This is a genomic window from Sporosarcina aquimarina, assembly GCF_023715615.1.
Classification (GTDB): domain Bacteria; phylum Bacillota; class Bacilli; order Bacillales_A; family Planococcaceae; genus Sporosarcina; species Sporosarcina aquimarina_A.
Genome location: NZ_JAMBOM010000005.1, coordinates 82,634 through 108,317 on the forward strand (window position 1 = coordinate 82,634; position 25,684 = coordinate 108,317).

The following is a 25,684-nucleotide window of genomic DNA, read 5'->3' on the forward strand; positions in this document are numbered from 1 at the left end:
ATAATTCGCCATACATGAAAAAATACAATGCTAAAAGAATAAGCATCATCACAAAAATACCTAATACAAGACGTTTCAAAACACTCCCCCCACAAAATGGCCCGTTTAAAGCATAAGCCTTATGGGGTTATTGCGCCCGATTGCGAAGTATGGTTATAAAATCCCTTTAGTTCAGAAATCATATCGTTTAATATTATGTATCGTTCATAAAGTTTTTCTTCTGTCAATAACCCATTTTAAGGAACCTATCATTAGTATGAGTAGTGGTATTCCTTGGATGAAGAGAAATCCTGCCCAAAAATTAAATATAGTGCTAGTCGGGGAGTCTGTTGCCATTACACCTATAAATAAAGCCAATGGAGTTGTGATTACATTCACTCCTAAACCAGTCATTACAAATGATAATTTTTTGCTTTTAATCTTCGGTAATCCAGCCGCCCAAAATAAAGCTATTGCAATAGCAATAATAACTAACGGAAGTCCGATGAATAACAATACTTCCAAATTCTCTCCCCCCTGAACTGAACGCTATATCCCCCGATAAGTTGGATTTGAGGGATCCCCCTAAAAACAATTTCCGCTAAATAATGGGTACTTCCTTATACAAGAATATTTCCCGATTGCGGAACAAAATCTATTTGTTTCATAGTACCATAATAAACCAATTCTGATAAATTGAAAAACACCTATATAAGGTGTTGTTACGACCCATTATGGTCCGGTTGCGTCATAAAAAATACCGTCAGTAGACGATCTCTTGTTCTACAAACGCGCCCATATCTGGAATAGTGTTAAATAGTTCTTTTTGCAAAGATTTCTTTAACAAATACCTCTTTGAAATCTGTATATTCGTTTACTCCTGTTGAAGAAGATTTTAAGTAATTTAGTTTTATTTCCAAATACTGCTTCCTTGCGTCTTCATTTGAATTTAAATGGTCTCTAAAAAAGAGTAGATTGTTCCAAAGTTCTTTCTGATATACGACTAAGTGGATAAAATGTGTCTTTTCTTTGTAAGTGTCATCGGCAAACTTTGCTAGCACAATTTCCTCTGGTCTTTCAACTTTCAATCTTAAGAAACCTGCTTCACTAAAACTATTTAACAGTGGTCTATCAACCTCCTGTAGATCGTCAACACCCACTACGATATCTATTAATGGTTTTGCAGACATACCTGTGATCGCTGTACTTCCAATATGCTCAATGCGGTAATCCTCAAGCTTTGTGTACTTCATTAATTCTTTTTTGACTTTAATAAATTCATCTTTCCATTCGGGTGTATAGCTTTCTAATCTGACTTCATCGTTTTTTAGTCCTAATTGCAAAGTATATTCCCCCTTAGTGTTTTCTTGTAAATGGCCCGTTTGAAGAGTAGTCCATCTACCACAACTGCCATCGATTGTGACATATATAACTATCTCTAACAATACTGAGTTGCTTAGAGAAAAGGACGGTAAACAAGGTAATAACCTACCAAAGTTATTGCAATAATAGTTACTGAATAAACCAATTTATTATTTGCATTTTTATAGAACCAGAAGACTAATATTATGAAGCTGAAAAAATCAAAAATAAATTGAAACAAAAAGGTATGGTTGTAATATAAATAGATACAAACAGCAATTGTTTCCGCAGCTAAACCGCTCACTGGTAGTGCATACAAAACACTGCTTAGTTTATTTTCTTTGTTCCAGAAGTAAAGAACATAACTAATAGCACTACATACTACAGCGAAAACGTTATAAAGCATAAACAGATCCCATTGAAATTCTCCATTGTTATCGAAAATAGGAATAAAGAAGCCAAGTACATATTTCAAAAAATAAAAGGCGAAGTTCATACTTAACAAGTACAACAACACATTAATAGCAGCATTTATATTTGATGTACTAAATAATATGACTAATGTTACTGTTAGCATCCAAAAGCCAAATAAAGTGGCAATTGAACTGAAACTCCAAATGTCATCATTCGGGAGTAAGTCAGATAGTCTAGTTATTGTGCCAACAGTCAACCCCAACCCGACAAAAAATAGGTAAGACTTCAAATGGATTTGGGCTTTTTCGGAAGATACTGCTACTGTCATTCAAATTCTCCTTCTTCGTTATCCAATTAAACAGTCATGATTTAAGCATGGGCCTTATGCGTGAATCGCGCTCGATTGCGGAAGTAATGGTTCTTGATTTTTTCTCGAATTCAAAGAAATATCTTCTAGTGGATTATTTTCATTTTGAATTTACCCTTTCACTCTCTGGAACTGTTCTAAATTATAGGTTGAAAGATCTGTTTGTTTAAAAGAAACCTGATCTCCATTCGCTTCCTTAAATTCAAACTTCCAAGCAAATACCGGTTCCTTTGAATATTTGTTAGCGACTCTTTTCAGGACATATGAAGTAATCTCCACGCTTCCACCAATGCCCAATCCAAGGTATGTTGTTTCCCCCACCAGGTGGACACAACAATTCCCTCTTTCTCATGAATTGCTTGATAAGCATTCCAAGTGATGTACAGAAATGCGGCAGCGAGGACAAACAGACTTAGGATGAATCCCGTCAATGGTTTTCCTCCATGGGTCCATCCAAACAGGATTTTTGGTTTAATCGAAAGAACCAATACAATCAGTCAAAGAGTTCCTATTAAACCGATAGCGGAAGAAGATGTTGGTTGTAATCAGAGAAATCCTGCACGTGCAAAGATTTCGTTTTTCAGCTTGGAGTAGTTGTTGAACACAAGGAAAATTGAAGGCACCAAAAGTGCGACTTGCACAAAAACCGCAGTAAATCTCACCAAGCTCTGTTTGGTTAAAGTGTGACCGATCCGAAGCCATTGCCCAGCCATGAATATTGGAAAAGCAAGCAAGAATAAGTAGAAAACCCGTCCGTAAAAAGGAGACCTGTACAGGTAAATTCCAAATATTATTTCGGAAGCTATGAGCAATAGCCCTATCCCCTTTTTCAACAGCGCCCTCCCCCCCCTTTTCTTACTTCTTTTACGAATTATCTCTTTCGAAAGTTTCAAACTCCTCACAGGTATCAATTCTTCATCCAATAAAAAAGAGTGCCATCACGGCACCCTTTTTGACATCCGATTATACTATTTTTTTCACCTTCACCCGATACGACAAACACTGATGCAACGGCACTCGCTCATGATACCGCCATTTTTCAAAATCCATCGCACCTCCCGGAAAAATGCCGACGATACTCAAACCAGTCTGTTTACACATTTCACCGATTTCCTCTAAAGAATAACAGCGCAAAGATTGTGTGACTCGATCTTCTGGATGATCGGGATGCCACCAACTGTCCAACATACGATGTCCTTCTTCATCATACTGATAAACACGACATGCTGCGTCCACCTTCATCTCTCGGCCATCCACTTGCTGCCAGTACTTTGGCTGATAGATGTCGATCAATGCACAGCCATCATCCTTCATCCATCTTCGAATTCGATTCAATAGTCGAATCTGATCCGCGTCTGAACCAATTCCGAACCCGTCAAAGTAGCTCACGACATCAAAAGTTTTATGCAGTTTAAACGTATAGAAATCACCGCAATAACTCGTTACTAGCCCATTTGACCGTTCCCTAGCAAATTCCACTAACTCTGGGACGAGCTCCAGGGTCGTCATCTCGATTCCATGAACTGCTAATGTCCTTGCCATATCTCCTTTTCCCGCTCCAATATCGAGCATGTTGTGAAATGGTTTCCCAACTTGCTCTTTCACTTCCTGCGATAACTCGGTATAAGCATCTTCCGTATCCAATTCCTGATTCATCCACGCAAATTGTTTCCGATAAAAGGGTTTTACCCATGATTGTGTCATTTAGATTCCTCCTGTAGTTTTTTCATTTACAGAGAAGAATTCAAGTACAATAATGTCATGGTCAACCCTCCTTTTACTAGTTAAGGATGATTATACAGTATTTTCTGATTAAATTCTATATCTTTCTGATACCCATGAAATTATACTAACGCTGTCTTCAAATAAAACAATCCACCATTAATGATTTCAATTCGAATTGTTGTTTCATATTGTTCCTCAATCGCTTTTTTCTCCATTGCATAACTCTCTGGTACTTCCTCTACTCCCGTGTAGAAATAATCCAGTACCCGTAAATCTCTGACTTGGCGTTGCTTCGCCTCATCTACCCATGTGTGATCGTCCTGATTCACAACGTTTTCCATCACATCTTCAAGTCGAGTTAAAGCGCGCATTGGTGGTATATTATAAGGTAAGTAGTACGTATTTGCGGATACCGATGGTGCTAACTCCAGTTTACGCACAGACTCTTGAAACCCATCAATCACAGCCCCATTCATCAAGTTCATCCCTAAGGAATACAGCATTTCTTTAGTTCGATCACTGGCATACGTTATTTTATAATTCACTCCGAGCCATGGTGTTAACGTGACTTGTGTCGCCTGATTTTGACCAGGTTTCTCATACATTTGAACAAAAGCTCCTTGTTCTTTCGTTACTTGAAACAGCTGATGAAGTCTTGGTGAACCAAAGTGAATTCTCTCGCCTGCCAACGAGGTTGAAAACTGGCTTGGATTTGTGATCAATGTCAGCTTAGCCGGATTCGGTTCTACACCGCCACTTTCTACATAACTCCAGTAAAACGGACGATTCATAATACGCTTATCCATGTCGATCGTTAACTGGACCGTCACATGATCATCGCTTTCGTCAAGTACACTACATTTGTTTTCGAGGAAAAACCGCTGGATGTATTGATGAATTTCTTGCTGACGCATAGATAGCCTCCATTCTTAAAACTACTCAAGAGATAGACCTCTTGCCATCTGTTAAGATATGATCCAACTCCCCGACCACTTTTTCAAACACACCAATTTTTCGTTCAAGTAATTCCACCATTTTGTCTTCTACTGATTGTTGGACCGCTAAATTGTATATATGCACATCTTCCGTTTGTCCAAGTCTATGAACGCGTCCAATCCGTTGCTCAAGCTTCATTGGATTCCACGGTAAGTCATAATTAATAACATGGTGACAAAATTGCAGGTTTATCCCTTCACTTCCTGATTCAGTTGCGATTAGCACTTGTGCATTGCCTTGGAATAACTGCTTCATCCACTCTCGTTTGTTTTTACTGAACTTCCCATTAAACAGGACACTCGTAATACCTTTCGCATGTAAAACTGCTTGCAAATAGGCTTGGGTGGCACGATATTCTGTAAAAATGATCACTTTATCATTAGCTTTTTGTATGAGCTCCAACGCTTTTTTTGCTTTAGAATGGATGTCCAGCTCTGTCAGCTTCAACAATATCTCTTCTATTTGGAATCGAACTTCTGGTTGGATTGTTGCCTGATGTAATTTCTCTAATGTCAACACTGCAGCCAGTTGACTACTGCACATTTCACGCTGAAGGGTCAGCGACGTAAACGAATCTGCAACTGGTAACTTCGAAATCATCGAATAGACAACTCGTTCTTGGTCCGTAAAGTCTAGCGGCATAATTTGTACAAGACGATTCGTCCATTCAATTCCAGTCTCGTGTCTAATGTTCCGTACCATCACTTGTTGGATCAATTCCTTCAAAAACTCATCTTCTTCTACATGATGCTTACTTGCAGAAAACACACTTTGGAACGTTTCTAAATTTCCTAAATGGCCGGGCTTCAGCAGAGAGATTAAGTTAAATAGTTCGAACACATCATTCTGAATCGGGGTTGCCGTAAGCAATAAGCAAAACTTTTTCTTCAGTTGTTGAACAAACTCATAGTTTTTTGTTTTAGGATTCTTGAGTTTATGGGCTTCGTCGATAATGACCAAATCGTACTCTTGTTGAATAATCATTTCTTTATGAGGACTCCGTTTCGCCATGTCGATACTCGTCACAACAATTGGGCAGTGATCTAGATTGTATTTTTTATTGTAAGACATCGCAGGAATATGGAACTTCTGATTCAGCTCGGCAATCCATTGATTGGTTAAGGATGCTGGAGCTAGTATGAGCGCTTTTTTTACTAGACCACGTATGAGGTATTCTTTTAAAACGAGCCCGGCTTCAATCGTTTTTCCAAGTCCCACTTCATCTGCTAAAATGGCTTTCCCGTTCATACGCTCAATAACTGTCTCCGCAGCCTCCAATTGGTGGGCATATGGTGTGAGATTCGGTAAATGTTTTGGCGATTGGAGACCGTGAAATTCTGGAATCACTTTTGCTCGTTCCATGTCATAACACATTTGGTAGAGCGTCCAATTATCCCATTCTTTGCGATTCTCGAGACGTTCTGTAAATCCTTCTTTCCATTCTGTTGACCGCTCAATTCGCATACGTATCCCCTCATTCAATAATGTCTTTTAAATTAGCATGCCCAAAAAATAGTATTTTTATGTATAGAGCAGTTGTCTATCCTAGTATAAAAAAGAAGAGCCCGATGATTGCTCATCTGCCCCCCTCCCTTTATATGCTTAATAGGTGTCTCTCGTAACGATATTTAATGGTCTATTCTAGATTTCGATCACAAATACCAAGATCATCGGTCTTCTTTTCGTTCTTTCAAACAGTAGCGATTCTACAGATTTCTTAATTTGTTGTCTCATGACCGCCCCGTCACTACCATTAGTTGTCTTGAATCTGTCAACATTCGTTTTGACCGATTCATTCACTTCTTCTATCAACTCTTGAGCATCCGGTTTGTAAACAAACCCTCTCGAAATGGTATCGGGTTCAGTTAGGAGTTGGCCTGTCTCTTTACTTACAGTAATCAGGATGACGAGCATTCCTTCTTCCGAGAGCAGTCTCCGATCACGTAGCACGACATTTCCTACATCCCCGACTCCTAAACCATCGACAAAGACCCGACCCGCACGAACTTTACGTGTTTGACAAGCGGTTTCACCGTCGAAATCCACTACGTCTCCATTGTTGACGATGAAGATGTTTTCACGTTCTACCCCAACGGATTCAGCCAATTGTCTATGTTTGTGAAGCATTCTGTACTCCCCATGGATGGGGATGAAGTATTTAGGTTTCATGAGCGTAAGCATGAGCTTCAGTTCTTCCTGACGAGCATGCCCGGAGACATGCAGTCCTTCTTCAGAACCATAGATCACGTTAGCTTTCAGAAGGAATAACTGATCAATAATTCTTGAAACGTTCTTTTCGTTACCAGGAATTGGAGACGAAGCTAAGATGACCGTGTCGTCAGGGAGCACTTCCGTATGCCTTGAGTTGGAGCTGGCTAAACGGGATAACGCAGCAAGCGGTTCCCCTTGACTCCCCGTACAAAGAACAGCAACATTTTGAGGGTCCATTTTCTTAATTTCATACGGCTCGATAATCATGCCCTCGGGAATCGTTAAATGGCCAAGCTCCGAAGCAACTTTTACGACATTCAACATACTCCTACCTAACAACACCAACTTACGATTCGTTTTCTGCGCTGCATCGATCACTTGCTGAACACGGTGGACATTTGATGCAAATGTTGAGATAAAAACTTTTCTTTGTGCATTTCGAAAAGCTTCTTCAATATGGGATCCGACCGCCATTTCAGAAGGATTAAAACCAGGGCGCTCCGCATTGGTACTCTCTGAAAGCAACACTAATACACCCTTGTCCCCAATTCTCGCCATCTTATGGATGTCCGGTGGCTCGTTATTCACAGGAGTCAAGTCGAATTTAAAGTCACCTGTATGAACAACCACCCCTATAGGTGTATGGAAGACCACACCTACACAATCAGGAATACTATGATTTGTTCTGAAAAACGAGATGTTCACACTGCCAAAGGACAAATCAGATGTATCGTCAATCAAATGCATTTCCGTAGATCGTAGCAACCCATGTTCTTTTAATTTGATTTCTATCAACCCTAGCGTCAAATCAGTTGCATACACAGGTAGATTCATCTGTTTCAAAAAGTAAGGAATGCCTCCAATATGATCTTCATGACCATGGGTAATAATTAATGCTCGAACGTTGTCTTTGTTATCCTTTAAGTAAGAAATATCTTGGATGATCAAATCAATACCAAGTAAGCTCTCGTCAGGAAACTTTGCTCCACAATCAATGACGAAGATGTCATCTTCATATTGCACCACATACATGTTTTTTCCGATTTCATTAATCCCACCTAAAGCAAAGATAGATAATCCCTTTTCAAATCCAGTCATCTTTCATCCGCTCCCTATACCAATTGAATATGGCTAGTATGCGCTTGGATGTACAAATTTATGAATTCTCATAAGCGACTATTTTGGAGCTAAAAAATGCAAAACTTTGTGTCCCAACATGCCAGATGCCAAGAATTAAGAATCATGATATTATAGGAAAGTTCAAAAGCAGGAATGCTTACGAGTACATGACATATAGGAGGAATTAGTTTGGAAGAAAAAAGTACGTTACAGCTTGTACTCGCTGGAATCCTTCTCGGTATTTTAATGTCGGCAATGGATAACACGATTGTCGCAACAGCATTAGGTTCGATTTTAGGAGATTTGGGTGGCGTCGACAGCTATGTATGGATCACTTCGGCATACGCAGTCGCTGTTCTTGCAGGGATGCCGATTTTCGGTAAGCTCTCCGATATGTTTGGTAGGAAACGTTTTTTCATATTTGGTATTATCGTTTTTATGATTGGCTCTGCCCTCTGTGGCCTGGCACAATCCGTTCCACAGTTAGCAATCTTCCGTGCAATTCAAGGAATCGGTGGCGGTGCACTTTTACCAATCGCATTTACCATTGTATTTGATGTGTTCCCACCTGAAAAACGCGGGAAAATGACTGGTCTATTAGGTGCTGTTTTCGGTGCATCTAGTGTGATTGGACCATTGCTCGGTGCTTGGATCACGGAATCCATTAGCTGGCATTGGGTCTTCTATGTCAATATTCCAATCGGGTTAGTGTCCTTATTACTCATCGCTCGTTTTTATAAAGAAGCTTCGAAACCCGTCAAGCAGACAATTGACTGGCTTGGGGCAATATCACTTGTCGTTGCAGTGGTTAGCCTCATGTTTGGCCTCGAATTCGGTGGTAAAGAATTTGCTTGGTCCTCTTGGCAAAGCATTTCATTGTTTAGCATTTTCGTGATTTTTTTCATTGTGTTCATCTGGGCAGAAACACGAGCAAAAGAACCGATCATTTCGTTCTGGATGTTTAAAAATCGGCTATTTGCTTCATCGCAAGTACTTGCATTTCTTTACGGTGCAACATTCATATGCCTGACGATTTTCATCCCGATATTCGTCCAAGCGGTATATGGAGGGTCTGCAACGAATGCAGGTATTGTATTAATGCCAATGCTGATTGGGACTGTTGTAGGTAGTGCACTTGGTGGAATTCTTCAAACGAAGACATCTTATCGTAGAATCATGGTCATTTCAGTGATTGCCTATTCAATCGGAATGATTCTAATGAGCACGATTACGCCGGACACGGCAAGGACTCTCCTATCCGTTTACATGGTATTTGTCGGATTCGGTGTCGGTTTTTCCTTTTCTTTATTGCCGGCGGCTTCAGTTCACAAAATGGACTTCAAGTATCGTGGTTCTGCCAACTCGACAAACTCCTTTTTCCGTTCGTTCGGCCTAGCACTCGGAATCACGATTTTCGGTGCAATTCAAACGAAACTGTTAGCGAGTGGACTCGCTTCAGGTTTTGATAAACTGCCGGGGAACGGTGCAGGTAGCGTCGAATCCATCGGAAATATTCAAAACGTCTTCCTACCTGAAACACGAAAAACGATCCCACCTACTATTCTAGAGGTGATTACAAACGCTATGTCCTCTTCAATCTCGACGACATTTTTATGGGCGCTCATTCCTGTGGCGATTTCAATCATCGCCGTATTTTATATGGGATCTGAGCGTTTGATTCCTAAAAAGGGATCAGAAAAATAACTAGTAAAGAGGCATCGACAAGGCTAACGTCGATGCCTCTTTTCAATTAGTCACTCATTCTTAGAAACTGGAAGCTTTCTTTTTACTTGTTTCAGCGTAGCAACAATTAGAAAACTAACAATCACGAGCAGTAACCAAGAACTCACTTTTCCTAGATGAACCAGACTCCACGTATCCGTCTGATTTGGGTATTGCCAAGCACCAAAAAAAGTAGCAATATTCTCTGCAACCCATATAAAAAATCCAATGAGTGTAAAGGAGAGGGCAATAGGCATTTTATATCGGCTTCCATTCACTGTATAGGTCACCCACGAACGCCAGAAGACAACGAGTACGAGTCCAGATAGCCACCAACGAATGTCGATCCAGAAATGATGTACAAAGAAATTTAAGTAAATGGCAGCTGCAAGAGGAACTACCAATAGAAACGGTGGCCACTTTACTAGTTGAACATCCAGACGTCTCCATGCCTGGCACAAATAACTTGCAACGCTGGCATACATGAATCCACTATAAAGTGGTACTCCGAGAATTTTCATATAGCCTTCTTCAGGATAAGACCAGGATCCCATATTCACTTTAAAAATCTCCAAAGCCAATCCTATAAGGTGAAATAATGTAATCACTTTGAGTTCATCTTTCGTTTCGAGCCCAGAATGTACCATCCACCATTGCATGAGTAAGAAAATGAGGAGCAACCAATCATACCTAGGGAGTAATGGGAGAGGGATGACCTGAGTCAATGCCAATGAACCGAAAATGACAACCGGAAAGACGCAAGACAACGCTTGCTCCCTCCCAAAGTACAGCAGTTGCGTCAGAAATCTTTTTAGTAGACCCAAATGACTAGCATCAAGAGACGTGACCTCTTCCCATCCCTTAGCCATCTTGCTGCCCTTGCTCATTTTGATACTCCAAAATATCACCTGGCTGGCAGTCCAGTGCCTTACATATTCCTTCTAACGTAGAAAACCGTATAGCTTTTGCCTTACCGTTTTTTAAAATGGAGAGATTCGCCATTGTAATTCCCACTTTCTCAGACAACTCCGTAACACTCATTTTCCTTTTTGCGAGCATGACATCGATATTAATAATAATTGACATAGCATTCACCTCAGACCGTCAAGTCATTTTCAGATTTTATATCGATTGCGTTTTGTAATAATTTCTGTAAAACAGCGGCAAAAACAGCGATGACCATGCAACCAAAAATAATTCCCAATCCGATTACAATAAGCCCTGGTGCATCATCGGCATCTCCCATCATGAAAATCAGCGGCATGAACACCACAAAAAGCGTTCCTATTATGAGGGCACATAGTTTGATGTTCTTCAACACGGTAACGGAAGCATCTGAAAACGCTGTGTCCCTGTCAATATACGTTAAAAGTTTCAGGGTCTGATACAAGGCCACGAAGTAAATAAGTGCAGCCACATACAATCCGATCTGAAACGGATATTGCAAAAATGCCAAGTTGGGCACAAGTTCAGCTAAGAATTCTGCAACTAAGGGAACTACAAAGATACAAAGAGCTAAAATCGGAAGCGCCATAATCACAAGCGTCACCTTTAAAAATAGTGTTTCGCGTTTCATCAATAACACCTCGTTCGTTTAGATTAAACTTAATCTTACATCAAAGTTTATCGATATTCAATAAATTATTATCGTATTTTAGAATTTTATTATCGTTTCGCATATTTTTCTCATAAAAAATCCTCAATTTTCGGTATTGAGGATGTCTTCATCTATTCAGTTTTCATGCAGCTACGTTCAGTTCTTTACTCTCAAACTAAGCATTCGGATCAGTACAATAGCGATCAAAAGGAAGAATGTGATAAGTCCGATTACACCTATCCACCCGAAGTGCGACCAGAAAAAACCACCTGCTGTCCCGCCAACGCTAGATCCAAAATAATAGAAAAATAAATATAAAGAAGAAGCTTGAGCTTTGTCATGTTTCGCACGATGACTCACCCAACCGCTCGCAATCGAATGACTACCGAAAAAGCCGAATGTAAAGACTACAATCCCAACAATCTTTAAAATGAGACTAGCGTTCAGTGTAATGAGAGCCCCAGTCAACATTAGGGCTGTACCAATCAGTAAGATATTTCGGCGGCCATACTCATTCGCCAACTTTCCAAACCACGTCGAGCTAACAGTCCCGACCAAATAGACGATGAAAATCCATCCAACAATCGTTGTACTTAACGAATAGGGCGGCGCCAGCAATTTAAAACCAATGTAGTTGTACAGCATGACAAAACTGGCCATGAGAAAAAAGCCGATCCCGTACAAGTTCAACATGCCCGGGTCCTTCAAATGAGAAACCAATGATTTACCCAAATTCTTAAGTTGAAGTTCCCGTGCAACAAAATGTTTAGAACTCGGTAATGCAACTACAAAATAGGCACTGATTATCAAACTTAACACTCCGATGACAATCATCCCAATTTGCCAGCTATACAGGTCCGTCAATGTTCCCATCATAATACGACCCGCTAACCCACCAACGGAATTCCCACTAATATAGAGCCCCATCGCGACACCCAAATCTTTCGGATGCATCTCTTCTCCTAAGTATGCCATCGCAATCGCGGGCAGGCCTGCAAATGTAATTCCCTGCGCAATTCGCAAGATCAGTAACACTTCAAATGTAGGTGAAAATGCTAACGCAAGCGTTAGTGTAGAAGAGGCAAAAATTGAAATCGTCATTAGCCGTTTTCGTCCCCACGCTTCCGATAATGAACTCACAATCACCAGACTGATTGCCAGCGCTAACGTCGTGACGGATAAAGACAAACTTGCAAATGCTGGAGATATATTAAACGCCTTTGAGAATTCCGGCAGAAGCGGTTGTGTAATATAGAGGTTCGCAAATGTGATGAAACCTGCAGCGAATAATGCCCAGTTCGTATGTTTATACTCTCGAGATCCTCTTTGGATATAATCCATTTGTTATCTCCTCAACTCCTAAAATGCTTATAAGCTCTTACAATTTAAGTATAAACCTTAAAAATCAGCATGATAAAAATATTGCTTGCTGGAGAATACGAGCTTGTATTTCCTCACCCGTAGGCGCCTCTCCACAATAAATATAAACTTTTAGTTAACGTATTCCCCGTTTCCGCTTCTCTCGTTTATACTAGGAAAGCGGCGATTATAGAATGTACGTTCCAATCGTTCGTATCGGAACAAATCGTTTTCAAAACTAACAGCTAAAGAGGGTTTCAGATGAAAGGAAGTTCACATTTAGGAATTGGCATTGCCGTTGGCGCAATTGCCGGGTACATCACACAACCAGACCTCATGACCGTTGCAATCTGCGCAGGTATTGGCGGAGTATCTGGCGTCGCACCAGATTTAGATACAAATGGCCTTGCAAGCAATCGCATTACATTGTCAAAAAAAGTGAGTAAGGTACTCATGGAAGTTGCCGGTATCGGGATTTTAATTATGCTCATTTATCAGGTGATGACTCAAGGAATGAGCCGTGAAATTTACATATACGCAGCGATTGGCCTTGTTCTCCTGATTGTCTCACGGGTTATTACCCAAAGACGGATGCTGACAATCACGGGAGTTCTTGTCATGTTACTAGGCTTCGTATTGGATCAATCCATCGGCATTTTACTCGCGGGAAGTTATATCATCTTCGCTTCGTTTCTGCCACATCGGTCTTATACGCATTCAATTATCGGCGTTGTTTTTTATGCGTGCATTTTAAAGTATCTCTATATGGAATGGCCAATTGATGGATTAGTCTTTGCAGGATTGGCAGGTTATATCAGTCATTTAGTGACAGACATGAAAGTGTTGCCTGTGAATCGCAGAGGTGTGAAATGGTTTGCACCCTTGTGGAAGCAGGAGTTTTAATTGGTCATGAAAAAAGAGTATCCGTGAATCGGAATACTCTTTTTTCCATTTTTATCACACTGACGACATGAATTTTCGGATTGTTCGATAGTAAATATAATATTGCCCCGCCGCCACAATCAAAATCCCTACAATCATCCATGTTTTACTGATTGGGAGCATCATGTAGACACCAGCCATAACCGGTAACATCCAAGCAAAATACGTGTACACTTTTTTGGTGGCCTGTTTTGTGACATCTTGAAAGAGTTCGTCATCTTCTAGATACTCCTGCGGCTTATATGTCGTCATTGAGATTTTGTGTTTCGGCATTATCTTATTGTGCTTCACAATTCGGAGGAAAAACAGTAGTAAATAAAGAACAGTGCTTACTAACATCACCATCATGAAGATACTTGAACTCTTATTCAAGCTAATTTCAAACTCAAATCCACCGTCGGGGAAGGTATTCATTGTTGAAGCATATCCAACCAATAAAACGAATCCCATAATAATGAAAATTCCAGCCATCTGCCATAGCGGATACGTGAACCTCATATCATTCTTCACTTGCTCCCTCTCCTTCCAGCCAAAAGATTTCATTGATATCACAGTCAAGCGCCTTTGCCAGTTTCAGTGACAGTGTAACTGATGGTGAAAACTCACCTTTTTCGATGAACCCGATTGTCTGTCTGGTAACACCGACTTGCTTTGCCAATTCTATTTGCGTGAAGCTGTAACGCGCTCGCAGCTCCTTTAACCGATTTTTCAGCATCACGACACCTCTTCACTCTAATGTACACTATTCTTAACATAATGCATAGTATTCTTAACATCTTATTTCTAATACATGCAAAAACACTCAAATTGTCAGGGCAACTGAGTGTTTTCATGTGAAATGTTATTTAATTATTTTCGAACCTTCAGTACCCACCAAATGAGCACAATTTGCAATGACAGACGAATCCATAGAGACATAAATTTGAGTTTGTGCTCATAAATCCCGAATTCCGCTCATAAACTGGAGATTCTGCTCATAAATCCCGTATTCCGCTCATAAACTGGGGATTATGCTCATAAATCTCAAATTCCGCTCATAACCTAGGGATTGTGCTCATAAACTGGAGATTGTGCTCTTAAATCTCGAATTCCGCTCATAAACTGGAGATTGTGCTCATAAATCTCGAATTCCGCTCATAAACTGGAGATTGTGCTCTTAAATCCCGTATTCCGCTCATAACCTGGAGATTGTGCTCATAAATCTTGAATTCCGCTCATAAACTGGAGATTGTGCTCATAAATCCCGAATTCCGCTCATAAACTGGAGATTGTGCTCATAAATCCCGGATTCCGCTCATAAACTGGAGATTGTGCTCATAAATCCCGTATTCCGCTCATAACCTAGGGATTGTGCTCATAAATCCCGTATTCCGCTCATAAACTGGAGATTGTGCTCATAAATCTCAAATTCCGCTCATAAACTGGAGATTGTGCTCATAAATCTCGGATTCCGCTCATAAACTGGAGATTGTGCTCATAAATCGCGAATTCCGCTCATAAACTGGAGATTGTGCTCATAAATCCCGGATTCCGCTCATAAACTGGAGATTATGCTCATAAATCTCAAATTCCGCTCATAACCTAGGGATTGTGCTCATAAATCTCAAATTCCACTTATAAGCTTATAGTTGTTACCCATGAATCAATGCAGAAAAAGCCTCGTACTCTTGAATATTTTTCTCTTCCAGCAGATCAGGTAAGACAGACTTCGGCAGAGGGTAGTTTCCAAGTGCCTTCTGCTGTTCAATCAACTCTTTCATCCCGTGATCCAGCGCGATTGCAAATCGCTTGAAGTCAAAGTTAAAATGATGAACAAAATCACCTTCACTGGAACGAATTTCATGCTTAATGAGCATACGGTCTTCCTCTTTCTTAAAGTAATAAACTACGGCCATCCCATAACCGTCCATTTCCGTTTCAACTTCCTTGCCTCTCCATAGCCTGGACAATTGAAAGAACAATACGGGTACAGAATAATAATTGATCATCATCGTGAAGTGAATCTCCTGCCCTTCTCCTTTGCACTCAATATCTATATCTCCTGAAGAAGGATCAGTATGAAAAACACAGAAGTACTCATTCTCCATGACTACACCCCTCTATTTGAAATTCCGGAAAAAAATTACTCACCTATCAGTCCAACTCAACAACAAGACGTAACGGAATCCCAAAGTATTTGTATTTAATATTCACAGTGTGAATCGGTAAATCATTCTTTACGGTCACACCATAAATCAAATCCTGTTTAGTAACTGTCCCCTGGTCCTGTTTAGCATACGTTTTAGCAGGAGACGTTCCTTTTTTAATAACAACATCTTTTAAATCACGGACTCCACAACCATTTAGCTCTTCGGTTCTATAATCGTCTGTAAGCGTGAATCCTGTTAATGCATCACACGTTTGAACTTTCGTTTCAGTTGGTACTGCTTCCTCCACATTCACGGTTACATTTACAAGTTGAATCGTACTCAGCCCACGGTTCCCGACTCCTACAAGGTACAAGGTCTGATCTAAGTTTGAAGCGATTGTTCCTGTCTCTAATGGCGGATACAGCTTAAGAAAAGTATAGATTCCTGCAATGAGGACGAATACGCTCAATAAAGGTATCCATAGTTTTTTACTCAATACTTCATCCCCCCAACAAATAAGACAGCGCTGTAATTCCTAATGTAAGGAAAATCACTCCGAGAAACACTTCCCCGTAATATATTTTAGGTCCTTCATACTTCGCTTTACTCATTCTCCAACCAATGAACATCCCAATCAACGTCCCCATCGCACCATAGCGTAATACCGAAATCACATACTCATAAACGGGCAAATATTCTTTCATCTCAACTCCATCTTCTAACGTAAGATGTTTATAATTAGCCAAGAAAAGTCCCAGGGAAAAGGAAATAATTAAACCATAAAGTGCGCCATTCCGAATCCGTCTATCCATCACCTTGCCTCCAATCCATTTTCAAGCTTTGCTTCCATCAAAATATTAAGCGTTTCTTGCAGGAACTCATTTCTCTTTTGTTCATCGCTTAAAGATCCCCCAGCTTCCACCCGATCATAACGAAAAGCCCGGATAACTGATTTCAGGATCAGAACAAGTACCTGCTCCTGTTCAGAAAAGGGGCGTTCAAAAGTATACGTTTCCAATAATAGTTGAAATCGCTTTTCTTCCGTCAGTTCCCCGGTATAAGGCGCATGCCATGCATGGTAAACAGCGACTGCAATGGCTTCATTCAAATACACTTCGTTTCCAGCTAGATTAAAATCGTAAATGCCAAGTTTTCCGCTCTCTTCACGCACCATATTGTAATAGCAAAAGTCCCCTTGAACAGCACCTTGCGGCAGTTGCGCCCAAGCTTTTTGTAACACTCTCCGATATTCAAGATACAAAGATTCAATTGCTTCATATAAGGGATGGCTTTCACAGCAATTCTTAAACTCTAAAAAACTTAATTCGTTTTCATCATAGTCCCCAAGGTTTTCCGTCGCATTGCCGCCAAACATGCTCCAAGAAGTTCCTGTAGTGAAGGGCGACTTGAATTGAGCTGATATGATATGTTGCTTACCCAATAAACGACCGATTTCAGACAGCAACTCATCTGTTATATTAGTTAATTCATGCCCTGACAATTCTTTTTCTAAGGTGAAAACGAATCCATCTTCTTCATGTACACGTAAACCGCTTGTTGTTTGAACATACCTCGCAACATTCATATCGCGTTCAACAAGTAGTTGAGCATAGCCACAGCAAGCTACCCAATATAAAACGTCCGCACGTTCACCTTTCAACAAATAGAGCGACTCAGCTGTCACTTTTGCCAATAGTCTTTCGCCTGAACGTAAAATCTCTATTCTTTCCGGCTGTAAATTATAGTTTTTACAAATCACTGAAACTCTTTCAGTATTCATAATTTCCTCCTGTGTAATCATTCCTTCACACCTACTCCAATTCACGTTCATCAATCACCATCATGTACTGAAAATCACTTGAGCCGAAAGAATATTGAGTACCGTTGAAGAACACTTCTTGTGAGACCGACTTTCCATCTCTATCCAATGCATTCCATCCAAATTCATATTGCATAGCGGATGGCGGATAACTATCGAACCAAGAAAATGTTTCTGTCTCATCTAAGCGAATAGCAGATTGCAACACTTCTTGCCAAGCTGGAGGAAGGGATATCGCACCGAACGATTCTTCAGTTAACACGATTTCTTTAGACATTTGAATTCGAGGGCTATAATAGTTCTTCCCGTCCATCATTCCAAAATCTCTTCGACGAATCATATACGCATTTAATTTCTTCGCGCCGGTTTCAGGTGCAATATTCCACGTTAGAAAATAAGAAGACGGGTCGTTTCTGTCAATCATCCAGAGCCTAGGTTCCCCATTCGATTCTAAATTGATTAATTTCCATTTCCATTTGCCCCAAATCCAAAAGCTCATCCCATAATTACCATCTTCCGAAATATAAGGAACTGCGACGTGACGACGATCTGCTTGGATCACCTTTTGGATTTCAGCAACTTGGTCACTAGTCCCAAATTGGTTCAACGCATCGTTCATTTCCCTCAGAAGCTGGCGCTCATCCGGAAATTGGGACGGCGGAGAATAATTCCACCACATGAAGACTAAAAGAAGGACACTCGCTAGAGAAACCCATATCCACGCTATGTGATGTCTTCTCATCTTGCGTCACTTCCCTTAACAAATGATTGAGTAGAGCGGAAGTACAGATATTCTGTCGGAGTTTGGATGAGCAACCCTTTCCCATCCTCTTCTACATAAATCGTCGAACGTACACCACTTCCCCATTTCGGTTTCACATCCATTAATAAGTATGGAAAACGCTCATATCTCGCTTTTTCTTGGTAAAACGTATCCTCATACCAAGACTCATCGAAAATTTGTGATTGCTTCAGTGTTTGAAGTTCTGAATTCAACGCCTTCACATTGAGAGAAACCTTCGCATTTCCAGTTGGATGAATGGATAGAATCGATGCTTCTTTCACATCCGATACAAATGTCGCTACATGATTTGACGGATAAACAAAGTGCCCAATCGAACTCGCCACTAGTATGCTGAGTAAGAAAATATAATTCGCGCCGAACCCTAACCATGCGAATTTACGATACCGCTCCCAACGCCCTTCTTTTCTTTTAAGAACGAAATATAAAACCCATACACCTAGTGGCAATACAGCAATCCGAATGATTGTGTTAGCCATCGTCCATGTAATTGAAAATGAAGATATACCGAATAATAAAACCAGAAAAGCTTTCCAACCTACCTGTTGCCCAGGATTCTTCCTATACATTCTATACGCCAGGTAAGCAATCACTCCCCAAGCTAAACCTGTTAAAAGGTTAGATAAAAAATCAAAAGGACCATACTCGTTTATCTCGTTCACTCCTCTTATGAAATATTTAATCATTAACGATTGAAAATATAATTCAATTCAGTTAATTTACTATATGATTATCATACACTATATGGAAATCATTAGGGAGCAATTTTTGAAATTGAAGGAACGCAAAAAGCCACTTACACGCGTTGTGTAAATGGCTTTTCTTCATCTATTCATTCAGTACTTAGTCTTCAGACGGTGCATAATCTTGGTTGAACCACAACTGCTCCTGATCATCCACTTCACCATTGTAGTTAATGAAGATTTCTTCTCCGGCCGCAATTGCTTTATGGGCGAAGAAGTCAAACGTCTGGTTATCGAAATTGATGTCATACCAGGCATTCGGCTCATAAGAATGGTTGAAAAGCATGCCATATCCTAATAGAATTGCGGAGTGTTTCACTCCGTATTCAAAGGCGTAATCCCCAAGAATCGTTTTCTCAATATACTGGTGCTGCTCATTCGGATAGGAAATGACCGGTGCCGCATGCAGCAACTGCCCTTTTTCAATATCACATGTGGCAAAAACGCCTCTATTGAACTCGCCATCACTTATCTCTGAAGTTTTTACCTCAATCATTTATTCGCCTTCTCGCTTTTGGATTTATTGCCCCACTATAGCATGAATGAGCCATCAAATGCTTTTTCTAGAACTCTCAATCCTCTGGCAATAGCTGTTCGATTAGATCCCTTCCCCATAGTAATCGAAAACATCCGCCATGTCGGCGTAAATCTGATAACCATTCCCCCAGTATTCTATTACCCATGCGAGCAGCTCAATCATTTCCTCTCCATGCTGAGCCACTTTTTCTTCCAATCCTTTTGCTTCGATTAGCTTCGCATGACACCAGGCTGGATCTGGCAGAGTGTCAAACCATTCCTTCTCGCCATCATCCATCGTATCCCCATAATACACTTCCCACTCTGCAGGCAACATTTTCGGCCACTCTGTCCCCAGTCCTACGTCTTCCATGATTTGACGGAAGTCCAGCATGAGTGAAAACATAAAGCCTTCTTCATCAGCATCCGGTAATTCCGGAAAAGAGAGTTTATAGGACTTGGGAGCGGGCTTTGCTTTTACTAACTTTTGAAGAAATGTAGGCTCCGGGGTCATATCCTTCCATGTATAGTTCCTGATCGCGTAGAGGATGACTTCACTGTGAACTTGCATCTGTTCAAATCCAGGCTGCTTTTCATTTTGAACAGTTAATAGTTCTTCAAGTTCCATTTGTTCTGAAAGCGACAATTTGCTACGAAGTTCTTTTATCCTCAAATCATGTAAACCTATTGCATGACGTCGCTCCTGCTCAATATTCATGTATACATTCCCCCATTCCTTATTACATCCCCTGATTAAAAATATACCGCCATCCACTAGTAAAGATGACGGTTTCCTATCAATTACTTCTTTTCCTCAGGAACCGCACAACTGCCATCTGCACACATTGCATCTGCCCCATTATCAGGTGACAAGTTTTCAAATACGGATACAGGCTTTTCTTCCTCCAAGATTTGCTCCATTGCTTGTAAAAATGCTTCTGGTGGTTGTGCACCTGAGATCGCATACTTCCGATTGAACACGAAGAATGGAACGCCTGTGACACCTAGCTGTTTTGCTTCTTCGATGTCTGCACGTACTTCGTCTGCATAAGCTTCCGGGTTACTGGCTACAGCAAGTGCATCCTCTTTGGATAAACCTGCTTCTACTGCAAGCTCAACAAGAGTTACTTCGTTACCTACATCTTTGGATTGTGTGAAATTAGCATAGAGTAATTTCTCTGCGAGTACAGCATCTTTGACGTGCGCTTTTGCAAACTTCGTCATTCGATGTGCATCGAACGTATTCGTTGGTTTCATCGTATCAAAATTGAACTCGAGTCCAACTTCTTTCGCTTGATGTGTAATCGAAGTCATCATTTGTTTCGCTTTCTCAGCGCCTCCAAACTTAGCGCCCATACTTTCATAGAAGTCTTGCCCGCTATATTTCGGGGAATTTGGATCCAGTTGGAAACTTTTAAACTCGATGTCTATGCGGTCTCTCCCTTTGATTTCATCCAACGCCAGTTCTAATTTCCGCTTTCCGATATAGCAGAATGGGCATACAAAATCCGACCAAATTTCAATTTTCATGTGTGATCTCCCCTTTTTTGTAGTTTGTTCATTGTGACAACTATACCATTGAATAATCTGGAAACGAATTAGTACGCTTTTATAGTTCACTGTAACAAATGTTAGGGATCTACCAAATCGGGTATAGATTATATAAATATAACTTCTTCTAGGTTCTTAAAGAACTGCCGGAGATTTTAAATACGCAACTTATAGAAAGGTTGGATATTTTGAAAGTACTAGTTGTTGGAGCAAACGGACAAATCGGTAAAGAACTTGTTTCTTTAATTCAGAAGAGTGATTCGTTGACAGCCAAAGCGATGATACGGAAACAAGAACAAGCTTCTTACTTTGAAGACTTAGGAGCTGAAACAGTCTTAGTGGATTTAGAAGAAGACCCGAAGAAAATTGCAGAAGCCGCTGAAGGTGTAGATGCCATCGTATTTGTTGCAGGCTCCGGACCGAAAACGGGCGCAGACAAAACGATGCTAATTGACTTGGATGGCGCCGTGAAGTCAATTGAAGCTGCAAAACAGGCAAACGTAAAGCGTTTTGTATTGATCAGTTCCTATGATACGACTCGTGAGGCAATCCAAGATGCTGATTCCTCGTTCGCCCCTTATGTAGCAGCAAAACATTACGCAGACGATTGGCTTCGTAGAACGGATCTAGATTATACGATTGTTCACCCGGGTATGCTAACGAACGACGATGCGACGGGTAAAATCGAAGCCGCAGAGAAGGTCGAAGCAACCAAAGTTCCGCGTGCTGACATCGCTCAAGTTCTCCTGGCTTGTTTAGAAGACAACTCGACAATCGGTAAGGAATTCCAAGTAATTGCAGGCGACACTCCCGTGAAAGAAGCGATTGCCTCGCTTAAATGATGTTTAACAACCGTACTCCGACTATAACGACGGGGTACGGTTTTTGACGTTCAGATTAATTATGGTAAATTATTTAGCAGTCTGACCACCATCTACTGCTAAGTTCACTCCCGTGATGTACGAAGCCTTGTCTGAACATAGCCATAACGCTGCCTGTGCTTGTTCTTCTGGTCGTCCCATACGTCCTAATGGAATATCATTTTCCACAAATTTCGCTTGTTCCGGAACTTCTTTTGCCCACGCTTCTACAGCAGGAGTTAAGGTCATACCCGGACAAATTGAATTAACTCGTATTCCCTTTTTCGCATATTCCAGTGCTACCGATTTCGTCAGTCCATTAACTGCCCACTTAGCTGCACTGTATGTGGCTAAGTTTTCCGATCCAAGTAGACCAGATGTAGAAGCTGTGTTGACAATAGCTCCCCCTCCAGAAGTCAACATGGCCGGAATTTGATGTTTCAATGAATAATACAAGCTAGTTTGAGTAATTTGAACGCACCGGTCCCAATCTTCCGTTTTTGTCTCTGCAATGGGCATGGAAGGTGCGCCAATTCCCGCATTATTATGTGCCCAATCCAGTCGGCCATAATGTTCAACTGTTTGTTTCACCAGTTCCATAACGTCTTGTTCTTCAGCAACGTTACAGCGTACGAAAATCGCATCTCCGCCCGCCTCAGTAATTTGTTTCACTGTTTCCTTTCCAGCTTCTTCATTAATGTCAGAAACAACAACTTTTGCTCCTTCTTCTGCAAAAGCGAGTGCACTCGCTCTCCCTAGCCCACTGCCAGCTGCTGTTACAATTCCTACCTTGTCCGTCATTAAAGTGCCCACATTAATTCCTCCTTTTCTCTTACATTCTAATTATTCTGCATAACGAAAATCATCCCTTCTTTTAACTTTAAATTATCTGAATAAAAAGGTAGATGGCAATGATTAGCGTTGTTTGCACAATATAATCCCAACTACAAAAGCCCTCAAACCACACAATAGGTTTAAGGACTTTTGTGTATGCATCACACACACGATTAGATGAGTATAGTCTAAGCACCAGGTTTCTTAGACTACACTTCACACTTCTACTGGCTAGTTTTAGTCACTTGGCTGCACTGATTATGAGGTTTATTCTTTTTCTGACGGACCTTTGCTGTGTAATTGTCTTTTGTTTTCTGCCACTAGTTTTTCGAAATAGGATAGCTCTTTAGATTCTTTAGTTGTTGCTTCAGTGAAAGGCACCATATCTTCAATTTTTTCAGACGTAGCCACTGGTTTAACAGATTCATCTTCAAGTGAAGATTCTATTGGCTCAATGTCCTCTTGTTCGTAATATCGATAGGATGTTGCAGGCTCACTTGGTATCGTTACTTCAATTTCTCGAATGTCTGTCGGACTAGTGGCTACAGGTGTCTCAATTTTAATCGATGAGGTAGTCTTCTCTTTCTGAAAGACTGCCGTTCCCAGAGTTTCTTGTCGTTGCTGATTAGTTAATAGATTGTTGAATGTGGAGAACCACGTTTTTATCTCCTTTACTAGTTTTTCATAGGCAGGAGTGTCCGTTTCGATTTGCATGTAATTTCCTTTTACGAAATTGACCTGATAAAAAGTTTGCGTCCAGTTACGAATTTGGATGACCAACGCTAATGTGTTTATTTTTTTAGACTGAGTATTTTTAGGAAGTTTGCTAACTATCTCTTTTTTAATATACTCTAACATCGGGATATTCGTAGATGTATACGACATATCGATTACATCTGAATTCTCTACAATCGCAATTGCTTCCAATTCATGAAATCCATAATTATCTAGCGTGTAGGACATCTTGGCCTTCGGTATATCTAACGGTTTTCCAAGACCATCCACTGCACGCCAACAAAAAATCTGACCTGATTGTTCATCTATTGTAACTCTTGTCAACGCATCACTTGAAACATAGGTGAACGTGTTTTCAAGGTTACCCACCGGTGGTTGTATGGAGCTCAAACTTTCTCGTTGCTTATCCAATTGACCCATCTCTAAATTATGTGCTTTGGCAAACAAAGGAATCGCTAAAAACAAAAGTATGCCACCAACACTCCACCCCAGCCAACCAGCTCCTTTAAAAATTGCAAGAGCTAAAAAAACAAATCCAACAAGCGGAAATAGACACCCTAGACAACCGAATAGATTAGAGCTTTTTGTAGAGATACTTTCCAGCCTCCTTTGATGCAACAAAATAAAGATTAATCAAAACACGTAATTACTCTACTTCACCGAAACTATAACATAAGACGACCATTCTTTTACTGAAGCCTACTTTCTATTGTTTAGTCGAGATTAGACAGGGGAAACCAATTGAAAGAAGTACTTGTTGACTAGCAACCTATCCACTGGACTTTGGTTTTAAGGAGGAGGTTACATTATGGAACTTCATGATGGAGAAACAGTTAAGTATAAGCTGTCCGCAAACTTGAGAAATGGGATTGAATTTGTAGGCGGAGTCTTAACCATTACAGACCAGCGATTCCTATTTTCATCGCACGCCATCAACATTCAAAAAGGCGAAGTGGCAATTCCTATCAGTGATATGGAAAAGGTGAGTGAATCCAACGCCCTAGGCATCCTTTCGAATGGTCTTACTGTAGAACTTACAGACGGATCTACTCACACGTTCGTCGTGGCTCCCGGAGACGTGTTTAAGCGTGAGAATATCGTGGAATTTGTTCAAGAGAAATTAAGTGCTTAACACACTGTACCTCAAACACTTCTAAATGTTTGGGGTATATTTTTTCCATTTCCTTATATCTAGCTGGATGTCAGGGAACCAACGTCTTTATAACTGTAGCCATTATTTCAAACCAACTATTTAGATTTTCATGCACGCCATCATAATTTGATGGTCTTTTTATAATAACTTGAAAATTTAGTTAAAAAAGGTTTTATTTGCCTTAGTTCATTGATATACTTATGTATAAGTTGATAATTACTATACGTTAACATAATTGAATTGGTTTCAATACTTGTTGAGTGTTTATATAAGCACCGATTTCTAAGTAGCTGCTCTTATAGAATCCGCCACATCCACTAAGCTTTTAAAATATCGTTTTCAAGTGCACAACTAACGATTAGGAGGAGAAGCAATGGCTAACTGGTTCATTACTATCATTATCTTTGTTGGTATGCTGTTTGGTTTTAATAGGCTCATGGGGTATCGGAAAGGCACTATTTCATTGGAGTTGGATGGCAGGTACGCAAGTCTTACCGATCAAGCCAATGCAGTCATCGAAGAGCTTAGAAAACAAGGTAAAAGTGCCGAGTATAACGGAGATGGACATTACGTGGTTGATGGACTATCTTATGTTGTTCTAAAAAGAAATGTTGCTATGGGCGGAGTTCCTTTGGAGCGGACTGTACTCGTACCAGAAAAGAAATGAAACACGCCTTCGAACGAAACGTAAAAATACCTGTATACTTTTGAATTCTCCATTCAATCGTTTACAGGTATTTGTTGATTTG

General features: G+C 40.5%; 31 protein-coding genes. 5 read left to right on the top strand and 26 right to left on the bottom strand.

What is annotated here, in order from left to right; all coding sequences use genetic code 11:
• Nucleotides 1-204: 204 nt before the first annotated feature.
• The 9 genes from M3197_RS12905 to M3197_RS12945 form a co-directional block, all read right to left on the bottom strand.
• Entirely contained in the window at nucleotides 205-504 is a 300-nt protein-coding gene (locus tag M3197_RS12905; protein ID WP_251661993.1) for a hypothetical protein, read from the bottom strand.
• A gap of 287 nt (nucleotides 505-791) precedes the next feature.
• Nucleotides 792-1,322: a GrpB family protein gene (locus M3197_RS12910; RefSeq protein ID WP_251661994.1), complete on the bottom strand. Its 531-nt coding sequence runs from the start codon at nucleotides 1,320-1,322 to the stop codon at nucleotides 792-794.
• Nucleotides 1,323-1,435: 113 nt separating this feature from the next.
• Nucleotides 1,436-2,083 carry a hypothetical protein gene (locus M3197_RS12915; RefSeq protein WP_251661995.1) on the bottom strand — a complete coding sequence of 216 codons (648 nt, stop codon included), beginning with the start codon at nucleotides 2,081-2,083 and terminating at the stop codon, nucleotides 1,436-1,438.
• A 293-nt stretch (nucleotides 2,084-2,376) separates the two neighbouring features.
• Nucleotides 2,377-2,553, bottom strand: a complete 177-nt coding sequence (locus tag M3197_RS12920; protein ID WP_251661996.1) for a hypothetical protein — start codon at nucleotides 2,551-2,553, stop codon at nucleotides 2,377-2,379.
• Nucleotides 2,554-2,667: 114 nt separating this feature from the next.
• Nucleotides 2,668-3,045 (bottom strand): hypothetical protein, encoded by a 378-nt coding sequence (locus tag M3197_RS12925; RefSeq protein ID WP_251661997.1) that lies wholly within the window; start codon nucleotides 3,043-3,045, stop codon nucleotides 2,668-2,670.
• A 40-nt stretch (nucleotides 3,046-3,085) separates the two neighbouring features.
• Complete coding sequence (locus M3197_RS12930) at nucleotides 3,086-3,826, bottom strand: class I SAM-dependent methyltransferase (RefSeq protein WP_251661998.1); 741 nt, start codon at nucleotides 3,824-3,826, stop codon at nucleotides 3,086-3,088.
• A 140-nt stretch (nucleotides 3,827-3,966) separates the two neighbouring features.
• Entirely contained in the window at nucleotides 3,967-4,761 is a 795-nt protein-coding gene (locus M3197_RS12935; protein ID WP_251661999.1) for a YqhG family protein, read from the bottom strand.
• 25 nt (nucleotides 4,762-4,786) lie between these two features.
• A complete protein-coding gene (locus tag M3197_RS12940; RefSeq protein ID WP_251662000.1) occupies nucleotides 4,787-6,307 on the bottom strand; it encodes a DEAD/DEAH box helicase in 1,521 nt (506 codons plus the stop codon).
• Nucleotides 6,308-6,484: 177 nt separating this feature from the next.
• The gene (locus M3197_RS12945) at nucleotides 6,485-8,152 is read right to left on the bottom strand and encodes a ribonuclease J (protein WP_251662001.1); all 1,668 of its coding nucleotides are present in this window, start codon (nucleotides 8,150-8,152) and stop codon (nucleotides 6,485-6,487) included.
• Between the two features lie 267 nt (nucleotides 8,153-8,419).
• On the opposite strand from M3197_RS12945, the gene M3197_RS12950 reads away from it, so the two are divergent.
• Nucleotides 8,420-9,877, top strand: coding sequence for an MDR family MFS transporter (locus M3197_RS12950; RefSeq protein ID WP_251662090.1), 1,458 nt, complete (start codon nucleotides 8,420-8,422; stop codon nucleotides 9,875-9,877).
• A gap of 50 nt (nucleotides 9,878-9,927) precedes the next feature.
• Here the strand turns inward: M3197_RS12950 and M3197_RS12955 are convergent, their stop codons facing one another.
• From M3197_RS12955 to M3197_RS12970, 4 genes are all read right to left on the bottom strand, one after another.
• Nucleotides 9,928-10,764, bottom strand: coding sequence for a DUF817 domain-containing protein (locus tag M3197_RS12955; RefSeq protein WP_251662002.1), 837 nt, complete (start codon nucleotides 10,762-10,764; stop codon nucleotides 9,928-9,930).
• The gene (locus tag M3197_RS12960; RefSeq protein WP_251662003.1) at nucleotides 10,757-10,981 is read right to left on the bottom strand and encodes a helix-turn-helix domain-containing protein; all 225 of its coding nucleotides are present in this window, start codon (nucleotides 10,979-10,981) and stop codon (nucleotides 10,757-10,759) included. Before M3197_RS12960 ends, M3197_RS12955 begins: the two co-directional genes overlap by 8 nt.
• Nucleotides 10,982-10,991: 10 nt before the next feature.
• A complete protein-coding gene (locus M3197_RS12965) occupies nucleotides 10,992-11,474 on the bottom strand; it encodes a DUF2975 domain-containing protein (RefSeq protein ID WP_251662004.1) in 483 nt (160 codons plus the stop codon).
• Nucleotides 11,475-11,648: 174 nt separating this feature from the next.
• Nucleotides 11,649-12,833, bottom strand: coding sequence for an MFS transporter (locus M3197_RS12970; protein WP_251662005.1), 1,185 nt, complete (start codon nucleotides 12,831-12,833; stop codon nucleotides 11,649-11,651).
• A 279-nt stretch (nucleotides 12,834-13,112) separates the two neighbouring features.
• Between M3197_RS12970 and M3197_RS12975 the strand changes: the two genes are divergently transcribed.
• Nucleotides 13,113-13,754: a metal-dependent hydrolase gene (locus M3197_RS12975; RefSeq protein WP_251662006.1), complete on the top strand. Its 642-nt coding sequence runs from the start codon at nucleotides 13,113-13,115 to the stop codon at nucleotides 13,752-13,754.
• Between the two features lie 54 nt (nucleotides 13,755-13,808).
• Here the strand turns inward: M3197_RS12975 and M3197_RS12980 are convergent, their stop codons facing one another.
• The 11 genes from M3197_RS12980 to M3197_RS13030 all read right to left on the bottom strand — a co-directional run bounded on the left by M3197_RS12980 (nucleotide 13,809) and on the right by M3197_RS13030 (nucleotide 21,332).
• A complete protein-coding gene (locus M3197_RS12980; protein WP_251662007.1) occupies nucleotides 13,809-14,303 on the bottom strand; it encodes a hypothetical protein in 495 nt (164 codons plus the stop codon).
• Nucleotides 14,293-14,508: a helix-turn-helix transcriptional regulator gene (locus tag M3197_RS12985; RefSeq protein WP_251662008.1), complete on the bottom strand. Its 216-nt coding sequence runs from the start codon at nucleotides 14,506-14,508 to the stop codon at nucleotides 14,293-14,295. Before M3197_RS12985 ends, M3197_RS12980 begins: the two co-directional genes overlap by 11 nt.
• A gap of 916 nt (nucleotides 14,509-15,424) precedes the next feature.
• Nucleotides 15,425-15,880, bottom strand: a complete 456-nt coding sequence (locus tag M3197_RS12990) for a hypothetical protein (protein ID WP_251662009.1) — start codon at nucleotides 15,878-15,880, stop codon at nucleotides 15,425-15,427.
• A 46-nt stretch (nucleotides 15,881-15,926) separates the two neighbouring features.
• Entirely contained in the window at nucleotides 15,927-16,418 is a 492-nt protein-coding gene (locus tag M3197_RS12995) for a hypothetical protein (RefSeq protein ID WP_251662010.1), read from the bottom strand.
• A 4-nt stretch (nucleotides 16,419-16,422) separates the two neighbouring features.
• Nucleotides 16,423-16,734 carry a hypothetical protein gene (locus tag M3197_RS13000; RefSeq protein WP_251662011.1) on the bottom strand — a complete coding sequence of 104 codons (312 nt, stop codon included), beginning with the start codon at nucleotides 16,732-16,734 and terminating at the stop codon, nucleotides 16,423-16,425.
• Nucleotides 16,734-17,702 carry a phosphotransferase enzyme family protein gene (locus M3197_RS13005; RefSeq protein ID WP_251662012.1) on the bottom strand — a complete coding sequence of 323 codons (969 nt, stop codon included), beginning with the start codon at nucleotides 17,700-17,702 and terminating at the stop codon, nucleotides 16,734-16,736. Before M3197_RS13005 ends, M3197_RS13000 begins: the two co-directional genes overlap by 1 nt.
• Nucleotides 17,703-17,733: 31 nt before the next feature.
• Nucleotides 17,734-18,483, bottom strand: a complete 750-nt coding sequence (locus M3197_RS13010; protein ID WP_251662013.1) for a hypothetical protein — start codon at nucleotides 18,481-18,483, stop codon at nucleotides 17,734-17,736.
• Nucleotides 18,480-19,022 (bottom strand): hypothetical protein, encoded by a 543-nt coding sequence (locus M3197_RS13015; RefSeq protein ID WP_251662014.1) that lies wholly within the window; start codon nucleotides 19,020-19,022, stop codon nucleotides 18,480-18,482. Before M3197_RS13015 ends, M3197_RS13010 begins: the two co-directional genes overlap by 4 nt.
• A 364-nt stretch (nucleotides 19,023-19,386) precedes the next feature.
• On the bottom strand, nucleotides 19,387-19,782 hold the full coding sequence (locus M3197_RS13020; protein ID WP_251662015.1) for an SET domain-containing protein: 396 nt from the start codon (nucleotides 19,780-19,782) through the stop codon (nucleotides 19,387-19,389).
• 102 nt (nucleotides 19,783-19,884) lie between these two features.
• Complete coding sequence (locus M3197_RS13025) at nucleotides 19,885-20,520, bottom strand: hypothetical protein (RefSeq protein WP_251662016.1); 636 nt, start codon at nucleotides 20,518-20,520, stop codon at nucleotides 19,885-19,887.
• Nucleotides 20,521-20,603: 83 nt separating this feature from the next.
• Complete coding sequence (locus M3197_RS13030) at nucleotides 20,604-21,332, bottom strand: DsbA family oxidoreductase (protein WP_251662017.1); 729 nt, start codon at nucleotides 21,330-21,332, stop codon at nucleotides 20,604-20,606.
• 206 nt (nucleotides 21,333-21,538) lie between these two features.
• On the opposite strand from M3197_RS13030, the gene M3197_RS13035 reads away from it, so the two are divergent.
• The gene (locus M3197_RS13035; protein ID WP_251662091.1) at nucleotides 21,539-22,195 is read left to right on the top strand and encodes an SDR family oxidoreductase; all 657 of its coding nucleotides are present in this window, start codon (nucleotides 21,539-21,541) and stop codon (nucleotides 22,193-22,195) included.
• A 69-nt stretch (nucleotides 22,196-22,264) separates the two neighbouring features.
• Here M3197_RS13035 and M3197_RS13040 read toward each other — a convergent pair whose 3' ends face one another.
• Both M3197_RS13040 and M3197_RS13045 read right to left on the bottom strand, forming a co-directional pair.
• The gene (locus M3197_RS13040) at nucleotides 22,265-23,026 is read right to left on the bottom strand and encodes an SDR family NAD(P)-dependent oxidoreductase (RefSeq protein WP_251662018.1); all 762 of its coding nucleotides are present in this window, start codon (nucleotides 23,024-23,026) and stop codon (nucleotides 22,265-22,267) included.
• Nucleotides 23,027-23,314: 288 nt separating this feature from the next.
• Nucleotides 23,315-24,400: a DUF4395 domain-containing protein gene (locus M3197_RS13045; RefSeq protein WP_251662019.1), complete on the bottom strand. Its 1,086-nt coding sequence runs from the start codon at nucleotides 24,398-24,400 to the stop codon at nucleotides 23,315-23,317.
• A gap of 190 nt (nucleotides 24,401-24,590) precedes the next feature.
• Here M3197_RS13045 and M3197_RS13050 point away from each other — a divergent pair, with 190 nt between their 5' ends.
• Both M3197_RS13050 and M3197_RS13055 read left to right on the top strand, forming a co-directional pair.
• Complete coding sequence (locus M3197_RS13050; RefSeq protein WP_251662020.1) at nucleotides 24,591-24,914, top strand: GRAM domain-containing protein; 324 nt, start codon at nucleotides 24,591-24,593, stop codon at nucleotides 24,912-24,914.
• 394 nt (nucleotides 24,915-25,308) lie between these two features.
• Entirely contained in the window at nucleotides 25,309-25,602 is a 294-nt protein-coding gene (locus M3197_RS13055; RefSeq protein WP_251662021.1) for a hypothetical protein, read from the top strand.
• Nucleotides 25,603-25,684: the final 82 nt, after the last annotated feature.